This is a genomic window from Bacteroidia bacterium, assembly GCA_041391665.1.
In the GTDB taxonomy this organism is placed as follows: Bacteria; Bacteroidota; Bacteroidia; order J057; family J057; genus JAGQVA01.
On record JAWKNO010000003.1, the window covers coordinates 773,117 to 792,538 of the forward strand.

Genomic DNA, 19,422 nt, shown 5'->3' on the forward strand with positions numbered 1-19,422 from the left:
GTAGTAAGAGTTAGAATTGGAGGTTCAGGCCCAGCAATATCAGTCTGCTGGTAGGTACGTCACCGGCGTTGATGTCATTGTTATTCTCCGGGTCAAATGACTCATACTTGGAGAAGAACAGCACATTCTGTGCACTTGCATACAGGCGGAGTCTGGACATTTTCAGCTTCTCAGCAACAGCATTGGGGAATGTATATCCCAGAGATACGTTGCGAAGCTTCAGGTATGATCCGTCAAAGTAGCTACGTGTACTTCCGTCGCGGGGAAACTCCTGGTTTTCGTTTGGCCTTGGATTTTCATTGCTAGGATTGTCGATCGTCCAGTAATCTACGTCCAGGTTGTTGTAACGGGCAAACAGAGAGTTGTTGTCGTCGTGGAAACGGCTACGAATCATCTGACCTACTTTGTAGTAGAAGAAGAAGCTGAAGTCCACGCCTTTAAACTCAAACCGGTTGGTGATACCACCGTAGAAGCTGGGAACGTCTGAGCCCAAAATCACCCGGTCGGCAGGAGTAATCAGACCATCACCGTCCTGATCTTTCAGTTTGATTTCACCGGGAACTTTGTTTTCCATCGACTTGGCGAGATCTACTTCGTCTTTCTGCCAGATACCGATTTTTTCGTAGTCATAGAATACGCGGATTGGCTGACCAATGAACCAACGGTTTCCTACATCGTCAATCGGATTGCCGGCTTCATCTTGCAGGGCAAGAGATACAATTTCTTCCTTATAGCGGGAAATGTTGAAAGTAATATCCCAGCGAAGACCGTCAGGATTGTACAGGGCATTGGCATTCAGGGTAAGTTCCTGCCCTTGTGTACGGGTAGCACCGATGTTCTGAAGTACGCTGTTATAACCTGAAGTAGGAGGAAGACTGCGATTCAGGATAATGTCGGTAGTATTGGTGAGGAACCAGTCAAACGAACCGGAAATTCTGCCATCAAAAAACCCGAAGTCAAGACCTACGTCTGTAGTCGAAGAAACTTCCCAGCCGAGATCGGGGTTAGGAATCTGATTCAGACCAAAACCAAAGGCGGGTACTTCATCCCAGGAGTAAACGGTACGGCGAAGACCACCGAGTGTCTGATAAGGATCCACAGAAGTATTTCCTACGGCGCCATAAGAACCTCTCAGTTTCAGTTCGTCAACCCAGCTCACATTTTTCATAAACTCCTCGTCAACAATCCGCCATCCAAGCGAAACACCTGGGAAATAAGCCCACTTGTTGCCTTCAGCCAGACGGGAAGAACCATCTGCACGGAGGGTAAACTGCATGAGATATTTTCCGGCGATATCGTAGTTGACACGTCCCATAAAGGAAGCCAGGGCCCACTGCTCCAGGCGGCTTGCTACGGCCTGACGCACTTCTGCTACGCCCAGGTTGTAAAACAACGCTGATTCATAGGGCAGGTTGGCGACATCGATCCGGCTATAATTGTAAGTATTTTGCTGAATACTCTGGAGCGCGGTGATCTTCAGGTCGTGGATAGCGCCGATTTTTTTACTATAGGTCAACACGTTTTCCCATGTATAACCAAGGTCTATATCAGAGATAAGCGAAGCCTTTGCTGGTCCCCCTCTGTTGGTATTGGTCAGACTTCCCGAAAATATACCTCTTCTTCCGGAGCGGAAATCCGCACCGATATTGGACCGCAACGTAAGACCGTCAAACAGTTTAGCTTCGGCATATATAGAAGGGAAAACCCGGGCAAATGTGCGCTCATCGATATAAGCATTGGGCGCTACTTCATTCAGTGGGTTTGTACGGATACCATCGTTGGTAGGAAGGAAAATCAGGTTTCCGGCATCATCATATGGAACACCCAGCGGGTTGTTGGAAAGTGCTTCACCCAGCGTAGCGTCTGATCCCCAGTTTTGTACGGAGTAAGACACCAGCGTAGAAGTACCCACTCTGACCCGGTCATTGAGCGTATGGTCCAGGTTGATACGGCCTGAAAGGCGTTTGAAATCCTGGTTCACAATGATCCCCTGCTCGTCAAATACACCTACAGAGATGTTAAAAAGGGTTTTTTGTGTACCTCCGCGAAGACCCAACTGGTGATTGGTCTGATATCCGGAACCCAATATAAGATCCTGATAATCTGTACTGCGGATAGGCGTCTGAGATAAAGAAGTCTGCTCTACCGGATCGGTAAAAACAAAATTATCATCAGGAATCACCCCATTCCATGCAACCTGACCGGTTACAGGGTCTCTTCTGCGGGATTCGCGCTTCATCGCAGCAAATTCTTCCCCATTCATCATATCGACCTTATTCAGCGGGTTAGTAATCCCGTAAAAAGCGTCATAGGATAATACGGTTTTGCCGGTAGAACCCCTTTTGGTTGTGATCAGTACAACCCCGTTGGCACCACGTGAACCATAGATAGCGGTAGAAGAAGCATCTTTCAATACTTCAATCGACTCAATGTCCTGAGGGTTGATGTCGGCCATTGCATTGGTACTGCTGCTTCCCCCACTTGTACTGGTCATCGGAATACCATCAATTACATAGAGTGGATCATTGGAAGCGGTAATAGAGCGGCGACCGCGAATCTGAATAGAAGCTCCCTGTCCGGGTCTTCCACCCTGGGAGACAACATCTACCCCGGCAACCTGTCCCTGCATAGCCTGAAGAGAACTGGAGGTGGGGATACTCCCAACGGCTTTCGCATCGATGGAAGAGATAGAACCGGTAATGTTCCTCCTTTGCTGGGTTCCGTAACCAACGATTACGATTTCAGAAAGAGAAGCAACATCTTCACTCATGGATACATTAAATGTAGTCTGTTCTCCGACCTCGACTTCGACATTCGTAAATCCATAGTAAGAAAATAACAATACATCTGAAGGAGATGCACTGACCTTAAAGTTTCCATCGTTGTCTGTCAGGGCACCGCGCGCTGTCCCTTTCACAACTACAGAAACGCCGGTAAGCGGGGATCCATTGGCTTGATCCACTACCTTACCTGAAACGGAAGTTTGGGCATACAGAACTGATGTCAGACACCAGATCATTAATGCCAAACTTAGTGAGTAGCGTAGTAAATGTTTCATAGTAAAAATTAGAGTGTAGAGTAGATAAAGAATACAATAAATAATAGTCCGATAATTCTAATTTAGTAATAAAAATGGAATTGGGTATATACAAATGTAATTCTTACCCTTAAATGCTAAAAAGGAATAACATTTGTGAAAATTTGCACCTTATTTTCTTTGGGACTATAACACGGTAGGGGTGGGAAGAAAGAACCATAAAGCCGCCATTCGCTTCAAACGGGAAAGCGTTCGGGTTGGTAAGCGACAACATCACCGGAAATAAAAGGGCTGACTGCATCTTCCAGACCGGCAAGAGGGTAGTTCCTGCAGCCGTCCCGTCGCTTTTCTATATTTCATAGCCATTCTTATCGTTACATGCACTAAAATACTGCGTTCCGTTTATGTTGATAATCTCGGTGGGTGTGTCAATGCTGCCACCGGGACAAATAGCTTCCCCCAGACTAGTATTCCCCCTTGCATGTTGCGGCAGTCATGATAAAAAGAGTTAGCGGTAAAGAGGAATGATGGGTTCGTTCCAACTTTTACAAAGCTCTTTTTATGAGGCCGGAAGGACTTTACATTTTTCACCCGATACTTGCCAATTTTCACTTTTCGGGGAAATTGGGCATTTGAATCAGGAAATCTCAATTCAACGCCCCTACTTCCTGAACACCCGCTTATGCTGCGTATAGCCATCCTGGCTTACCTGAATGATATACATGCCGGAAGGTAGCGCGCCAAAGCTCAGTTCGGCTTCCATTTGCTGCGAATGTTTGATTTTGTTTTCGGTGGAAATGATTTGACCGAGGGCGTTTACCATCACGATGGATACCTTTCCCTGCCAGGGGCTATCCCACTGCATGTTCAGGACATTTTCCACCGGATTGGGATAAACAGAAAGTGATAGTCCGGGGGTAATGTGCCCGCTGATCGAAGTAGTACCTTCTACCGTTACCGTGGCCTCACAACTGCTGCTATTTCCACTGTTGTCCACCACCGTCAGGGTGACTGTCTGCACACCGATATCGGCGACCCCAAAGCTGTCCTGACTCAGCGTCAGACTGAAAATACCGCAGTTGTCCGCAGAGCCCGCATCAATCATCGAAACATCAATGACGGATGATCCTGTACTGTCCAGCGTAACCGTAATATTCTGGCAAATCACCGTTGGTGGGGTCGTATCTTCTACCACAATCTGCCGCTGGGAAAAGCTTTGGCAGATATCGCTCAGACTATAGGTGATGGTATAAATGATCCCGGGGGTAATGGAATTGATGTCCAGTTCGCCTGTTGCCGGGTTGATGCTGGCTGAGGGAGAAACGCTGAAAATCCCTCCGACCGCACCTGTAATTGTCGCGACCGGATTGGCACTTCCGGGGCAAACAGATGCGGGATATACAAAAGATACATCCGCAGTATCAGCCACATATACGCTCTGGTTGCTAAAATCAGGACAAAGACCCTGGGTCTGGTAGGTAATCAGATACGTAAGGCCTGGCGCGGTTGTAGTCAGATCCAGTATGCCGGTTGCAGGGTTAATAGTTGCGCCGTTATTTACAAAAAATGTCCCGCCATTCAACCCCGTAACTACTGCCGCCGGGTTAGCACTGTTGAAGCAAACAGAATCCACAAAGGTAAATGAGGCATCGTCAAGCGGTTGGATATGAATGGACCGATTGGACACCGCCGGACAGGGAGACCCTACTGTATAAGTAACCTGATACGTCGTGCCGGGAAGGGTGGTGGCAAGGTCCAGCTCGCCCGTGGCAGGATTGATGGAAGCTCCCTGGTCAACGGTAAAAGTACCTCCGGGGTCTCCGGTTATGTTGGCTAAGGGGTTTGCGCCAAACTGGCATGCAGTCGCGGGATAAGTAAATGAAGGGTCAGCCGTAGCAATACATCCGGTGACCAAAACCGATCCCTGATTGACATTGGGGGTTATCAGGCCTGAACCGGTTGTATATCCCAGCAGAGTTACGGAGCTATTGATAATCACCGGCGTAACACCGAAAGAGGCAGAAGATTTGACCTGAAAGGTGATTTTCATTACAACGGTCCCTGCACTTAGTGTTTTGCCTACCCCTGAAAAATCAACCCAGGTAAAAGTGGCCGCATTGAGCGGAACCAATCCCATCCCCGGAGTTCCAAAGATATTGCTGATTCCCGGTGTCGGGCTGACCAGCGATACAAAATCCAATGCTGCACTATCCCATGCAATTGTTCCCTGATAGCCTTGAATCGATAGGAAATTGGATACAGATATGGGAATCTCTACTATATCGCCGGGTCCCGCAGTATCGGTGGCCACGGTGAAGGTCAGGGTCTGCGCACGCAGACCCTGACTTATTCCTATAATCATCAAAACCAACAGAAGGGTGAATCGATAGGATTTGGTGAACATTTTTGTAATTATTAAAGATGATTTTTTTTGATTCTTACCGCATCTTCATCACCCTGATCGCTGAGACATATCCGCCTGCCTGGAGGTTGACCATATAGATGCCCTGACTGACTTCGTGTCCGCTGTCGCTGCTTCCGTTCCAGATCAGTTCGTGCTGCCCTGCGGGGTATTTGCCGCTGAAGCTTTTCACCAACTGGCCCGTTACATTGTAGATTTCAATCTGTACTTCTTCTGCCTGTCCGAGGGAGAAATTCAGGGTCGTTTCTGCCGTGAAGGGGTTGGGTACATTCTGCCCCAGACTGTAGCCTTTCAGCTCATAGGGGTCAATGCCCGTCGCCGATCCGCCTACTTCGATTTTTCCGGTAGCAATGCCGATGCCCAGCTCGGTGTCGTCATTTTTGACGCCTTTGGTCAGGGTAATTTCGGAGGTCATCTCAAAGCTCGTTTCGCTGCCCCAGGCACCCACAACCTCAAACTGCAGTTCGAAGGCTACCGTTCCGTCGCTCAGCGTTACGCCCTGTCCGGCCATGTCCACCCAGGCTGCGGTGATTCTCCCTTTGCCCGCTTCTGCCGTTCCGTACACGCCATCAAGTGCCCGTGGGGTTACGCCCCGGTAAGCCAGCACACTCGCATCCCAGTTCATCGTAAACTGATAACCCGCGATATCCGCAAAGTCTCTCACCCGTACCGGGATCGTAATCCGCTCGCCGGGAAGTACCCCTGCATCATCCATCGCAAAGTAGAAGGAGTCGGCTGGTGCTGTATGACGCAATACTGCCGGGTTCCAGCTATTGTTTACATCACCCAGCTTCACGCCGTTAAAGTCCTGTCCGGTCGCCGGAGAAGGGGAGATATACGTACGGCGGGTCTCAAACGGGAAGGGGTTCGAGGGGTTCGCAAATACATAGTCGCTCGGAATAAACGTCCAGATCGCATCTTCCACCTGCGTAACCGGGTTGGTGAAGTACTGCTTGATATTCGCAATTTTCCTGAGCACCTGAATCACGTCCAGTACGTTGATCGAGGTCGTGGCATCCACGTCTGCCGCGATCCGCTGGTAGGGGCTGGCAAAGGGCTGGATCAGCAGAATATGTTTCACGATATCCACCGCATCATTGACATCTACCCCGTTGTTGGTGGCCGCATCGTCGATCTTGTTGGCACCAATATCATTGGTGGTTCCACATGGGGTGGCCAGGAAACTGAAGGTCGAACCCGTCGTTGACAAAGGACCATCATCGCCGTTGATATCCCAGACCACGCCTGGTATCGGTGTCGAAACCGTCGCCAGCGCATAATACGCCCCACCCGACAAGCCGATCACCGGGTTGGCTACCACCGTTACTACCGCAGTATTCGAAGCCACATTGCCATTGACATCCGTTACGGTCAGGGTAACCGTTACCGGGGTACCCACATCCGTACAGTCAAACTGGTCGATGTCCAGGGTCCGCGTGGCGATGCCACACTGATCGTAGGAAACATTGTCCACATCGGCAGGCACGATGCTGGCCTGACCGTTGACATCCAGTTCGACCGTGACCGGCTGGGTCAGAACCACGGGCGCCTCATTGTCGGTGATGATCACATCAAAACTACAGTCCGTCGTATTGCCGGCCGCATCGGTGACCGTAAAAGTAACGCTCGTCGTACCGACCGGGAAAGCCGCACCCGAAGCCGGGCCGCCGGTTTGGGTTACGCTGTAGCCCGCCAGGTTGTCGTTGCCGGTCGGGGTGGTGAAAGTAACCACCGCAGTGCAGTTGCCCGGATCGTTGTTTTGGTTGATCGTCGCCGGACAGGTGATGGTCGGATCTTCGGTATCGACCGTGACACTGCTCGCATCGGTCGTGGCACTCAGCGTGCTGCTATTGCCATAGATATCTTCAATTTCAATGGAGAAAGTAACCAGCCCGTCGCCGCCGGTGGCTACCGTTTTGGTGGCCGTCCACGAAGTGCCCGAACCACTGACCGTTACGACGCCTGCGCCGCCTTCCACAATCGTTACCACGGGCGTTACCGCAGGGGCTTCCGAGGTCGTGAATACGAGCGTGATCACATCGCCCACGGTCGCCAGGGACGCCGAGTTGGCATTATTGCTCGAAATGCTCGCTGTCTGCGTCGTGGGCGCATCGGCATCGATCTGGAGGCCGCCCTGGGTAACCAGCGGCGTGGACAGGCTTGTCGCCGTCAGATCTGTGGCATAACCCAGCGGGGTTACAGACCCGTCGATCTCGATATCGGTGAAGCCGGTCGTCGCGCCGGGGGAGACTGTGAAGGTAACTTCGATGACGGTAGTGCCGTCGGCGACGGTGGCGGGCGTCAGCGTGGACTCGTACCAGACAAAGGTCAGCGCGTCGTTGGGCACACTGCCCTGACCCGGAAGGCCGAAGGAGCTCGTAGCCGGGAGGTTGAGGGCGTTGACCGAAGCCACACTCAGCACCGCAGGGTCAAAGGTGATCGTACCCTGATAGGTGCCAATGCCGGTGAAGTTATTGACCGACACCGGAACGGTGATCGTGTTGCTGGGACCTGCAGTGCCGGTGCCCACCACAAACTCCAGATCCGTCGCCGCTGGCGCGCCGGCTTTCCACAGTTCAGTGCCATTCGTTCCGTCATCGGCGCGAAAATACAGCGTGCCGTTCACATCGGTAAGATAGGCGGGATAACTATGCCCACTTCCGGGATTAATATCCTGCACCAGTACCGTCCCGGCAGCCGTACCGTCGCTTTTCCACAGTTCCTGGCCATTCGTACCGTCATTGGCACTAAAATACAGCGTGCCGTTCACATTGGTGAGATAGTAGGGATAACTATGCCCACTTCCGGGATTAATATCCTGCACCTGCACCGTGCCGGCCGCAGTACCGTCGCTTTTCCACAGTTCATTGCCATTCGTTCCGTCATGGGCACTAAAATACAGCGTGCCGTTCATATCCGTAAAGCCGTTGAGACTACTGCTCCCACTGGGATTAATATCCTTTACCAGTACCGTTCCGGCCGCCGTACCGTCGCTTTTCCACAGTTCAAAGCCATTCGTTCCGTCATTGGCCGCAAAATACAGCGTGCCGTTCACATCCGTAAGATACTGGGGACTACTGCTCCCACTGGGATTAATATCCTTTACCAGTACCGTTCCGGCAGCCGTACCGTCGCTTTTCCACAGTTCAATGCCATTCGTACCGTCAGTAGCACTAAAATACAGCGTGCCGTTCACATTCGTAAGATAGGCGAGAGAACTGCCCCCAATTCCGGGACTAATGTCCTTTACCCGTACCGTTCCAGCAGCCGTCCCGTCGCTTTTCCACAGTTCCTGGCCAGTCGTACCGTCATTGGCATTAAAATACAGCGTGCCGTTCACATTGATGAGATAGTAGGGAGAACTGTTCCCACTTCCGGGATTAATATCCTTCACTAATACCGTTCCGACCGCCGTACCGTCGCTTTTCCACAGTTCATTGCCATTCGTACCGTCATTGGCCGCAAAATACAGCGTGCCGTTCACATTGGTAAGATAGTTGGGCGAACTGCTCCCACTTCCGGGATTAATATCCTTTACCAGTACCGTGCCCGCAGCCGTACCGTCGCTTTTCCACAGTTCCTGGCCAGTCGTACCGTCAGAGGCCCGAAAATACAGCGTGCCGTTCACATTGATGAGATAGGTGGGAGAACTGCCCACACTTCCGGGATAAATATCCTTCACCCGTACCGTTCCAGCAGTCGTCCCGTCGCTTTTCCACAATTCAGTGCCATTCGTAACGTCAGTGGCCCGAAAATACAGCGTGCCATTCACATTCGTAAGATAGGCGAGAGAACTGCCCCCAATTCCGGGAACAATATCCGCAACCAGGGAGGCCTGGCCGTGAGCGTAAGGGGATAATCCGCCCAGAAACCAGGCGGAGAGCAGGGTAAAAATGAGCGATCGTGGGGAGAATAATTGCATGATAAATGGGGTTATGGATTGAAAAAAACAGGGGGTAGGTTTATTAGTCATGGGATGTATTTTTTGTGGGATCTGTTGAAGAGCTGATCTCCTGCAAGTTGGGAATTCGAACCGCCCCCCAACAGCGTAAAAATACCCGTTTGATAAAACAGGTATTTTTACGGGGGTAAGCAGGTATTTTTACCTGGTTTACTTCACCTTCATCACTCTGATCGCAGAGACATATCCGCCTGCCTGCAGGTTGACCATATAGACTCCCTGGCTGACTTCATGTCCGCTGTCGCTGCTTCCGTTCCAGATCAGTTCGTGCTGCCCGGCGGGGTATTTGCCGCTGAAGCTTTTCACCAACTGGCCCGTTACATTGTAGATTTCAATCTGCACTTCTTCGGCTTGTCCCAGGGAGAAATTCAGTGTCGTTTCTGCTGTGAAGGGGTTGGGTACATTCTGACCCAGGCTGTAGCCTTTCAGCTCATAGGGGTCAATGCCCGTAGCCGAACCACCCACTTCGATTTTCCCCGATACCATGCCGATTCCCAAATCGGTATCGTCATTTTTGACGCCTTTGGTCATCGTAATTTCGGAGGTCATCTCAAAGCTCGTCTCGCTGCCCCAGGCACCCACTACCTCAAATTCCAACTCAAAGACTACCGTTCCATCGCTCAGCGTTACGCCCTGTCCGGCCATGTCCACCCACGCGGAGGTGATTTTTCCTTTGCCCGCTTCTGCGCTTCCGTACACGCCATCGAGTGCCCGTGGGGTTACGCCCCGGTAAGCCAGCACACTGGCATCCCAGCTCATCGTAAACTGATAACCCGCGATATCCTGAAAGTCTCTCACCCGTACCGGGATCGTCATCCGCTCGCCGGGAAGTACCCCTGCATCATCCATCGCAAAGTAGAAGGAATCTGCCGGTGCCGTATGGCGCAATACCGCCGGGTTCCAGCTATTGTTTACATCACCCAGCTTCACGCCGTTAAAGTCCTGCCCCGTCGAGGGAGAAGGGGAGATATACGTCCGCCGGGTCTCAAACGGGAAGGGGTTCGAGGGGTTCGCAAATACATAGTCGCTCGGAATAAACGTCCAGATCGCATCTTCCACCTGCGTAACCGGGTTGGTGAAGTACTGCTTGATATTCGCAATTTTCCTGAGCACCTGAATCACGTCCAGTACGTTGATCGAGGTCGTGGCATCCACGTCTGCCGCGATCCGCTGGTAGGGGCTGGCAAAGGGCTGGATCAGCAGAATATGTTTCACGATATCCACCGCATCATTGACATCTACCCCGTTGTTGGTGGCCGCATCGTCGATCTTGTTGGCACCAATATCATTGGTGGTTCCACATGGGGTGGCCAGGAAACTGAAGGTCGAACCCGTCGTTGACAAAGGACCATCATCGCCGTTGATATCCCAGACCACGCCTGGTATCGGTGTCGAAACCGTCGCCAGCGCATAATACGCCCCACCCGACAAGCCGATCACCGGGTTGGCTACCACCGTTACTACCGCAGTATTCGAAGCCACATTGCCATTGACATCCGTTACGGTCAGGGTAACCGTTACCGGGGTACCCACATCCGTACAGTCAAACTGGTCGATGTCCAGGGTCCGCGTGGCGATGCCACACTGATCGTAGGAAACATTGTCCACATCGGCAGGCACGATGCTGGCCTGACCGTTGACATCCAGTTCGACCGTGACCGGCTGGGTCAGAACCACGGGCGCCTCATTGTCGGTGATGATCACATCAAAACTACAGTCCGTCGTATTGCCGGCCGCATCGGTGACCGTAAAAGTAACGCTCGTCGTACCGACCGGGAAAGCCGCACCCGAAGCCGGGCCGCCGGTTTGGGTTACGCTGTAGCCCGCCAGGTTGTCGTTGCCGGTCGGGGTGGTGAAAGTAACCACCGCAGTGCAGTTGCCCGGATCGTTGTTTTGGTTGATCGTCGCCGGACAGGTGATGGTCGGATCTTCGGTATCGACCGTGACACTGCTCGCATCGGTCGTGGCACTCAGCGTGCTGCTATTGCCATAGATATCTTCAATTTCAATGGAGAAAGTAACCAGCCCGTCGCCGCCGGTGGCTACCGTTTTGGTGGCCGTCCACGAAGTGCCCGAACCACTGACCGTTACGACGCCTGCGCCGCCTTCCACAATCGTTACCACGGGCGTTACCGCAGGGGCTTCCGAGGTCGTGAATACGAGCGTGATCACATCGCCCACGGTCGCCAGGGACGCCGAGTTGGCATTATTGCTCGAAATGCTCGCTGTCTGCGTCGTGGGCGCATCGGCATCGATCTGGAGGCCGCCCTGGGTAACCAGCGGCGTGGACAGGCTTGTCGCCGTCAGATCTGTGGCATAACCCAGCGGGGTTACAGACCCGTCGATCTCGATATCGGTGAAGCCGGTCGTCGCGCCGGGGGAGACTGTGAAGGTAACTTCGATGACGGTAGTGCCGTCGGCGACGGTGGCGGGCGTCAGCGTGGACTCGTACCAGACAAAGGTCAGCGCGTCGTTGGGCACACTGCCCTGACCCGGAAGGCCGAAGGAGCTCGTAGCCGGGAGGTTGAGGGCGTTGACCGAAGCCACACTCAGCACCGCAGGGTCAAAGGTGATCGTACCCTGATAGGTGCCAATGCCGGTGAAGTTATTGACCGACACCGGAACGGTGATCGTGTTGCTGGGACCTGCAGTGCCGGTGCCCACCACAAACTCCAGATCCGTCGCCGCTGGCGCGCCGGCTTTCCACAGTTCAGTGCCATTCGTTCCGTCATCGGCGCGAAAATACAGCGTGCCGTTCACATCGGTAAGATAGGCGGGATAACTATGCCCACTTCCGGGATTAATATCCTGCACCAGTACCGTCCCGGCAGCCGTACCGTCGCTTTTCCACAGTTCCTGGCCATTCGTACCGTCATTGGCACTAAAATACAGCGTGCCGTTCACATTGGTGAGATAGTAGGGATAACTATGCCCACTTCCGGGATTAATATCCTGCACCTGCACCGTGCCGGCCGCAGTACCGTCGCTTTTCCACAGTTCATTGCCATTCGTTCCGTCATGGGCACTAAAATACAGCGTGCCGTTCATATCCGTAAAGCCGTTGAGACTACTGCTCCCACTGGGATTAATATCCTTTACCAGTACCGTTCCGGCCGCCGTACCGTCGCTTTTCCACAGTTCAAAGCCATTCGTTCCGTCATTGGCCGCAAAATACAGCGTGCCGTTCACATCCGTAAGATACTGGGGACTACTGCTCCCACTGGGATTAATATCCTTTACCAGTACCGTTCCGGCAGCCGTACCGTCGCTTTTCCACAGTTCAATGCCATTCGTACCGTCAGTAGCACTAAAATACAGCGTGCCGTTCACATTCGTAAGATAGGCGAGAGAACTGCCCCCAATTCCGGGACTAATGTCCTTTACCCGTACCGTTCCAGCAGCCGTCCCGTCGCTTTTCCACAGTTCCTGGCCAGTCGTACCGTCATTGGCATTAAAATACAGCGTGCCGTTCACATTGATGAGATAGTAGGGAGAACTGTTCCCACTTCCGGGATTAATATCCTTCACTAATACCGTTCCGACCGCCGTACCGTCGCTTTTCCACAGTTCATTGCCATTCGTACCGTCATTGGCCGCAAAATACAGCGTGCCGTTCACATTGGTAAGATAGTTGGGCGAACTGCTCCCACTTCCGGGATTAATATCCTTTACCAGTACCGTGCCCGCAGCCGTACCGTCGCTTTTCCACAGTTCCTGGCCAGTCGTACCGTCAGAGGCCCGAAAATACAGCGTGCCGTTCACATTGATGAGATAGGTGGGAGAACTGCCCACACTTCCGGGATAAATATCCTTCACCCGTACCGTTCCAGCAGTCGTCCCGTCGCTTTTCCACAATTCAGTGCCATTCGTAACGTCAGTGGCCCGAAAATACAGCGTGCCATTCACATTCGTAAGATAGGCGAGAGAACTGCCCCCAATTCCGGGAACAATATCCGCAACCAGGGAGGCCTGGCCGTGAGCGTAAGGGGATAATCCGCCCAGAAACCAGGCGGAGAGCAGGGTAAAAATGAGCGATCGTGGGGAGAATAATTGCATGATAAATGGGGTTATGGATTGAAAAAAACAGGGGGTAGGTTTATTAGTCATGGGATGTATTTTTTGTGGGATCTGTTGAAGCGCTGATCTCCTGCAAGTTGGGAATTCGAACCGCCCCCCAACAGCGTAAAAATACCCGTTTGATAAAACAGGTATTTTTACGGGGGTAAGCAGGTATTTTTACCTGGTTGCAGGTTTTGGGTCTTTTAGGCGATGCCGGAAGGGAACTTTATTTAGCCAAAATTTGGCATTTTATACAAAAAAATACGAAAATCTGTTCCTCCCGCATGGCCGAAAGTACGGGTTCATGATGGCTGCGGAGATTTTTCTCTGGCAGCGATTGGGGTTTAATGAAACAGACTATGGATACAGCCCAACTTTTATCAGCAAAGCTCTTTCTATGATACTATCGGGATGATTTATCCCCAGTATTTTAAGCGTAGCTTAACATACTCTCTCGAAGATTTTAAGGAATTACAAAGTAAGAGATGTCTCTACTTTGTAATTTGGTATTCCTTGTTTGTCATTCCTGATTGGGCATTCCTGATTGGGCATTCCTTGCAGCGGAGAGGGAGGGATTCGAATGCCGAAAGGCATCTACGATACCGAAAGGCATCTTCGATACCAAAAGGTATCTCCGACCCCCGGTGCCTTTTGCTTGAATGAAAAAAAAATTCCCGATCCTTGGGGGATCGGGAACCTTAGATTTGCTTGCGGAGAGGGAGGGATTCGAACCCCCGGTGCCTTGCGGCACAACGGTTTTCAAGACCGCCGCATTCGACCACTCTGCCACCTCTCCTTTTTGCGTGGGCAAATGTACGACAGATTTTTTATTGGTACAACTCTGAATAGTATTCTTCCAGCATTCTTTTTACGGCAAACTGCTCATATGTGTCCAGAATACTCGCACGCATCATGTTTTTCCATCCTTCGGGGTTGTCATAATACGTCGGTATTACTTCTTCAGTCAATACTTTGTACAATCCCTTGCGGTCATGGGCATCGAGAATCGCCTCATCTTCATGCTCAAACCCGTCGCCAAACTGCCAGCCATTGACCCCATGTTTGCAGGCTTCCGGCCACCAGCCGTCGAGAATGCTGCAATTCAACACGCCGTTCATCGAGGCTTTCATCCCCGATGTACCGCTCGCTTCCTTCGGCCTGCGGGGATTGTTGAGCCAGATGTCAGAACCGCGTGTCAGCATCGTGCCGATCTCCATATCGTAATTTTCCAAAAATATCACCGACTGCGGCCACCGTCTGGTCATCTCTACCAGTTCTGCGACAATCGCCTTACCGCCATCGTCCAGAGGATGCGCTCTGCCCGAAAAAATGATCTGAACCCGCCCGGAATCCAGCAATGGTTCAATGATCTCCGGCTCTGAGAAGATCAGATTGCTCCGCTTATAAGGCACCGCCCGGCGTGAAAAGCCGATGATGAGTTTATTTTCATCCAACGTTACGCCGTTTCGCTCAGCGACAAAATTGATCAGATTTCGTTTGTTGGCCTGATGCGGCGCCCACACATCTCCGCCCGATACGGCTGCGTCAATCATCGCCGGATCAACCCACGTCGGCAAGTGAATGGCGTTGGTAATGGCCTTGATTTTGGAACGCCCGCTTACGCCTTTCCACATTTTATTAGCGGTTTTTCCGTGCAGCTGCGCCACGGCATTGGAGATGCGCGACAACCGCAGTGCCCCCACCGTCATGTTAAAGGGGTCTCCTCCCAGCTGTTTCAACTGACGGGCGGTGAGGCTCAGGTTTGCGCCCATATAAGTCAGCCGGCTGATCGGATGAGACTCATTTCCCTGGACTACCGGTGTATGTGTGGTAAATACCACTTCTTTACGACTGGCTTCTCTTGCGTCCAGATAAGACATTCCGGCTTCCATTTTTTCGCGTATCAGTTCAAATCCGGCAAACAGCGCGTGGCCTTCATTAAAATGATACACATCTATCTCAATCCCCAACTTGCGCAGGGCACGCACGCCGGCAATTCCCAGCACCATTTCCTGGGCGATCCGCTCTTCGCCAAACCATCCATACAGCTGCCCGGTGATCCAGGCATCTTCGTTGCCGGGGATATCGGTATCGAGGAGATACAGCGGAGCATTGCCGAAAGCTTCCGTTTTCCAGACCTTACATTTTACTTCGCGGCCACGGATTTCAACAGAAACTTCTACGCCAGTATCTTCCAGAAAATCATGCGTGTAATTGTGATAGGTATCATACGGTTGCCCGGATTTGTCGATCAACTGATCGGTATAACCCTGTTTCCAACGGATTCCTATGCCTACGATAGGAAATTCGTGATCATGCGCACCCTTGAGATAATCTCCGGCAAGAATGCCCAGGCCGCCAGCATACAGTTTGAAATCGCTTTGGAGCGCATACTCCATACAAAAATAAGCAACCCTTGGAAGGGTTTGTTGATCATTTTTCGACATAACCATTACTTAAAATCCATACAATAAAAAGAGGCTATCTCTACAATTGAGACAGCCTCTAATTTCAACATATTTTTTTATCAATTAAGATCTTTCGTCATAGATATCTACACCCTTATATTGTTTGGCGTCAAATTCAAACTCCATATCGCCAAAACCCACATTCGTTTTAATATCCAGAAATTCGTAGATCGTCTGAGTCTGCTTGCGGTCGACCAACACTACTTTTTCGAGGAATTTGGTCTTTTTGTTGATCCAGACATAAGCCTGGTTGTAATCCAGCTCATCGCTCTGGACCGCCATAAAAATCTTGTGGCAGGCAACCCCGTGTACTTCTACTTCACCGTCATAGCGGGATTTGGTACTCGACTCATAGATTTTAAAAATGCTTTCCACATTCACCCCTTCGTCTTCTGTATAAGACATGATGTTTACTTCATTTACTTCGGGAAGATAAATCCAGAGGGTTTTTCCATTACAGAAAATCTTCTGATCTTCCAGAGAAATTACATACTTGCCTTTTTTGTATTTGATGTTTCCGGCTTTTGCTACCGGACGCATGTTGGGATTGCTGATGGAATATTTAAACCCGGCGGAAAAATCGCCAAGAGATTCCAGCATGGCCTTTGATTCACTAAGTACTCCCTGGGAAATGTCAGTGTTAACGGAGAATCCCGTGAGTCCCAGATACATGGCCAAAATCAGGGGAATAACAAAACCAAAAATTTTCATTCTATGTAAGTTTGTTGATTTAAAGCTTATTTTTAATCACCTGTAATATTGCTCAAATACCGTTCCAACTCTGCTTCATCCGTGATTAAAACGTCACGTGCTTTACTGCCGGAATGCGGGCCGACAATACCTGCGCGTTCCAACTGGTCGATAATTCTTCCGGCCCGGTTATAACCGAGTTTCATTTTACGTTGAATCAACGATGCTGAGCCTATTTGATAGCGCACAATCATTCTTGCGGCTTCTTCAAATTTTGAGTCTTTCTCAAATGGTTCGTCCTCTCCATCATCGTCCTCATCGTCTGAAGGCGTTTCCGGGAGGAAATAGGGCTCAGGAAACCCTCGTTGTTTGGCAATATGATCGACCACTCTTTCAACCTCGGGTGTATCAATAAATGCATTCTGTATTCTAATCAGGTCACTCCCTGTAGACAGGAGCAAATCTCCGCGCCCAACCAGCTGGTCTGCGCCATTGGCATCGAGAATCGTGCGGGAATCTACTTTGGATATTACCCGGTATGACATCCGGGCGGGGAAGTTGGCTTTGATAATACCGGTAATGACGTTCACCGAAGGGCGTTGCGTAGCCACCACCAGGTGAATGCCCACCGCACGGGCCAGCTGTGCCAGACGGGCAATCGGCATTTCCACTTCTTTTCCGGCGACCATCATCATATCCGCCAACTCATCCACAATCAGGACGATATAGGGCAAAAACATATGGCCTTTTCGCGGATTGAGTTTCCGGCTGGTAAATTTGGTATTATATTCTTTCAGGTTGCGCACACGTGCCTTTTTGAGCAGGTCATAACGCATGTCCATTTCGATACAGAGGCTTTTCAGCACATTGACGGCATCTCTGACATCTGTGATAATCGGATCGTCTCCCTGCTCTGGCAATTGAGCAAGAAAGTGGTTTCTGAGTGCCTGATACAGGTTCATTTCCACTTTTTTCGGGTCAATGAGAATAAACTTGACCTCCGCCGGATGTTTTTTATAGAGCAGGGATGTGATGACTGTATTAAGGCCGACTGATTTGCCCTGACCTGTAGCCCCCGCAATCAACAGGTGGGGCATTTTGTTGAGGTCAGCAACAAAAACTTCGTTGGAAATGGTACGCCCAATCGCAATGGGAAGCTCGGCTTTGGAGTTGAGAAACTTCTGCGTGGACATGACCCCGCGCAGGGAAACTACTTCGGGATTTGAGTTTGGCACCTCAATGCCTATGGTCCCCTGCCCTGGCATTGGGGCGATAATACGAATCCCCAGCGCTGCAAGACTGAGCGCAATATCATCCTCCAGATTCCGGATTTTGGAAATCCGCACGCCCGCAGCAGGGACAATTTCATACAGCGTTACGGTCGGACCGATCGTGGCTTTGATGTGATCGATTTTTATCCCGTAATCCCCCAGGGTTTTGACAATTTTATTTTTGTTGATCTCCAGTTCTTCGCGATTGACCTCCCGCCCTTTTCCGGACCCGTGGTCTTCCAACAGTTCAAATGGCGGTGGGATATAATCGGAGAGTTCCCGGGTAGGGTCGTAAAATTCTTCTTCCAGCAAGTCATCTGCATTGTCCACTTCGAGATCTTCCTCAGGAATGATCTTTTCGATCCGCTCTTCATCACCCGCAACCATACCGATATTATCATCACCAATTTGCTCTAAGTTGCGGGAATTGGGCACGGTAAATTTCGGTTCTTCTTTTGTCTCAACAATCGTAAACTCCAGCTGAGGTGTACCGCTGACAGATCGGGATTTTTCCTTGATTTCATCATCAGTAGGCACCGAAAGTTCAAACCGGACGCCATCACCCGGTGTGGGTTTGGTTTCCTGTAGGGGTTTCACCTCCGGTTTGGTATTGACGATTTCCACAGATACCTGCCTTTCTTCTGTTTTATTGGGCTCGGTGGGACGGTTCTTTTTGATGCTTTGATTAATCCCTGTCTGCACTTTCTGAATAGGCACCCGCAGATTTGTCGAAGATACCGCAGCGCGAAGCGTTTCTATCAATTGAGAAGCCCTAACTTCTGCATTAAAGTTGATCACGATAAATACGATCAGAGCAAACAGCAGCAAAAAGGCCATTCCGACCCGACCGACATAGCGAAACACAAAGTGATTGATATAGTAACCAAAGCCTCCACCCAGATCATAAGTGGAAGAATTCATCAGAATTTCGATGTAGGAAAAAAATACAGAGCCAAACAGTACGATAAACAACACGTACTTCAGGATTTTTTTGGCGTATTCATAAAAATCATTTTCCAGGAATACGAGTCCGACGATTACCCCGTAGATCAGCAGCACAAAACTGAAAATACCAAAACCCCTCCGAACGATGAAGTCTGAAAGTTTTGCCCCGACAAATCCCAGCCAGTTGTTCACTTCTGCTGCGGCTTCAATTCCCGCTTCGGTAGCCGATTGATCGCCATTGCCGGTAAAAAAGTAGGAGATACAGGCGAGAATAGATATCAGGCAGAAAAACAGGAGTGACCATGCAAAAATCTTTCTATTCTGATCCCGGTTGGGAGGATTCGTTTTAAAAGCTTCGGCAATGGCAAGAAAAGACGAAATCGGCCCGGAAGGCTTATTTTTGTCGGTTTGCTTTTTTCTACGGGTGGATGTTTGCTTTGCCATTAAGGTAATAATGTAAATAACGCCCCGGAAGATATTGATTCAGAGAACCTTAATTAATTTCCCAAATATACCCATTTTTCAAACAGGAATCAATTTCATCCTACAAACTTCCGGATAAAAACGTA

At 50.6% G+C, this 19,422-nt stretch carries 7 protein-coding genes and 1 tRNA gene; all 8 read right to left on the minus strand.

Annotation, left to right across the window (positions count from 1 at the left end; genetic code table 11):
• Nucleotides 1-10: 10 nt before the first annotated feature.
• Nucleotides 11-3,058, minus strand: coding sequence for a TonB-dependent receptor (locus R3D00_25970; protein ID MEZ4776650.1), 3,048 nt, complete (start codon nucleotides 3,056-3,058; stop codon nucleotides 11-13).
• Nucleotides 3,059-3,698: 640 nt separating this feature from the next.
• Nucleotides 3,699-5,441: a T9SS type A sorting domain-containing protein gene (locus tag R3D00_25975; protein ID MEZ4776651.1), complete on the minus strand. Its 1,743-nt coding sequence runs from the start codon at nucleotides 5,439-5,441 to the stop codon at nucleotides 3,699-3,701.
• A 34-nt stretch (nucleotides 5,442-5,475) separates the two neighbouring features.
• Nucleotides 5,476-9,381 (minus strand): cohesin domain-containing protein, encoded by a 3,906-nt coding sequence (locus R3D00_25980; protein ID MEZ4776652.1) that lies wholly within the window; start codon nucleotides 9,379-9,381, stop codon nucleotides 5,476-5,478.
• A gap of 189 nt (nucleotides 9,382-9,570) precedes the next feature.
• On the minus strand, nucleotides 9,571-13,476 hold the full coding sequence (locus tag R3D00_25985; protein MEZ4776653.1) for a cohesin domain-containing protein: 3,906 nt from the start codon (nucleotides 13,474-13,476) through the stop codon (nucleotides 9,571-9,573).
• A 714-nt stretch (nucleotides 13,477-14,190) separates the two neighbouring features.
• Nucleotides 14,191-14,275: transfer RNA gene (locus R3D00_25990), tRNA-Ser, on the minus strand.
• A 31-nt stretch (nucleotides 14,276-14,306) separates the two neighbouring features.
• Nucleotides 14,307-15,926 (minus strand): alpha-glucan family phosphorylase, encoded by a 1,620-nt coding sequence (glgP, locus tag R3D00_25995; protein MEZ4776654.1) that lies wholly within the window; start codon nucleotides 15,924-15,926, stop codon nucleotides 14,307-14,309.
• Between the two features lie 84 nt (nucleotides 15,927-16,010).
• Nucleotides 16,011-16,658, minus strand: a complete 648-nt coding sequence (locus R3D00_26000; GenBank protein MEZ4776655.1) for an outer membrane lipoprotein carrier protein LolA — start codon at nucleotides 16,656-16,658, stop codon at nucleotides 16,011-16,013.
• Between the two features lie 32 nt (nucleotides 16,659-16,690).
• On the minus strand, nucleotides 16,691-19,297 hold the full coding sequence (locus tag R3D00_26005; GenBank protein ID MEZ4776656.1) for a DNA translocase FtsK: 2,607 nt from the start codon (nucleotides 19,295-19,297) through the stop codon (nucleotides 16,691-16,693).
• Nucleotides 19,298-19,422 lie beyond the last annotated feature (125 nt).

Bases quoted from the DNA above. Each gene is read 5' to 3' on its own strand.
- R3D00_25970 (MEZ4776650.1), bottom strand. From the start codon at position 3,058: ATGAAACATTTACTACGCTACTCACTAAGTTTGGCATTAATGATCTGG.
- R3D00_25975 (MEZ4776651.1), bottom strand. From the start codon at position 5,441: ATGTTCACCAAATCCTATCGATTCACCCTTCTGTTGGTTTTGATGATT.
- R3D00_25980 (MEZ4776652.1), bottom strand. From the start codon at position 9,381: ATGCAATTATTCTCCCCACGATCGCTCATTTTTACCCTGCTCTCCGCC.
- R3D00_25985 (MEZ4776653.1), bottom strand. From the start codon at position 13,476: ATGCAATTATTCTCCCCACGATCGCTCATTTTTACCCTGCTCTCCGCC.
- glgP (MEZ4776654.1), bottom strand. From the start codon at position 15,926: ATGTCGAAAAATGATCAACAAACCCTTCCAAGGGTTGCTTATTTTTGT.
- R3D00_26000 (MEZ4776655.1), bottom strand. From the start codon at position 16,658: ATGAAAATTTTTGGTTTTGTTATTCCCCTGATTTTGGCCATGTATCTG.
- R3D00_26005 (MEZ4776656.1), bottom strand. From the start codon at position 19,297: ATGGCAAAGCAAACATCCACCCGTAGAAAAAAGCAAACCGACAAAAAT.